Origin of the sequence: Burkholderia sp. MSMB1835, assembly GCF_001526365.1 — a bacterium.
Taxonomy (GTDB): domain Bacteria; phylum Pseudomonadota; class Gammaproteobacteria; order Burkholderiales; family Burkholderiaceae; genus Burkholderia.
On the sequence record NZ_LOYP01000030.1, the window covers coordinates 1 to 964 of the forward strand.

A 964-nucleotide genomic window follows, 5' to 3' on the forward strand; every position below is an offset into this window, starting at 1 on the left:
TCTTCACGCGCTCGACGATGCCTTCGTCGCGCAGCAGCTTCAGGTTCGCGACCGCGACGGCGGCCGCCACCGGGTGGCCCGAGTACGTGAGGCCGTGATTGAATTCGCCGTTGTCGATGATCGGGCGCGCGATGCGCTCGTGAATACCGACCGCGCCCATCGGCACGTAGCCCGACGTGAGGCCCTTCGCCATCGTGATCAGGTCCGGCTCGAAGCCGAAGTGCTGGTGCGCGAACCATTCGCCGGTGCGGCCGAACCCGCCGATCACTTCGTCGGCGACGAGCAGCACGTCGTACTTGCGGCAGATCCGCTGGATTTCCGGCCAGTACGTCGACGGCGGGAAGATCACGCCGCCCGCGCCCTGGAACGGCTCGCCGATGAACGCCGCGACGTTCTCCGCGCCGAGTTCGAGGATCTTCGCCTCGAGCTGCTGCGCCCGCGCGAGCCCGAATGCTTCGGGCGTCTCGCCCGGTTGCGCTTCGCCGAAGAAATACGGCTGGTCGATGTGCACGATGTGCTCGACCTTCGACGGCATCTGCTCGTGCATGTAGCCCATCCCGCCGAGCGTGCCGCCCGCGATCGTCGAGCCGTGGTAGCCGTTCTTGCGCGAGATCACGTATTTCTTCTGCGGCTTGCCCTGCACGCGCCAGTATTGATGCACGACGCGCAGCACCGTGTCGTTGCCTTCCGAGCCGCTGTTGCAATAGAAGAAGTGGTTGAAGCCGGCGGGCGTCACTTCCGCGAGCATCGCGGAGAGTTCGATCACCGGCGGGTGCGTCGTCTTGAAGAACGTGTTGTAGAACGGCAGCTCCTGCAGCTGGCGATACGCGGCGTCGGCGAGCTCCTTGCGGCCGTAGCCGACGTTCACGCACCAGAGGCCGGCCATCCCGTCGATCACCTTGTTGCCGTCCGAGTCCCACAGGTAGACGCCGTCGGCCTTGACGATCACGCGGCTGCCCGCGCG

The 964-nt window shown here is 66.2% G+C and carries 1 protein-coding gene; it reads right to left on the reverse strand.

Annotated features, from left to right (window positions below; genetic code table 11):
• Positions 1-964 (reverse strand): aminotransferase (locus WS96_RS13300; protein WP_059833086.1); only part of this gene is annotated, 964 nt, incomplete at both ends.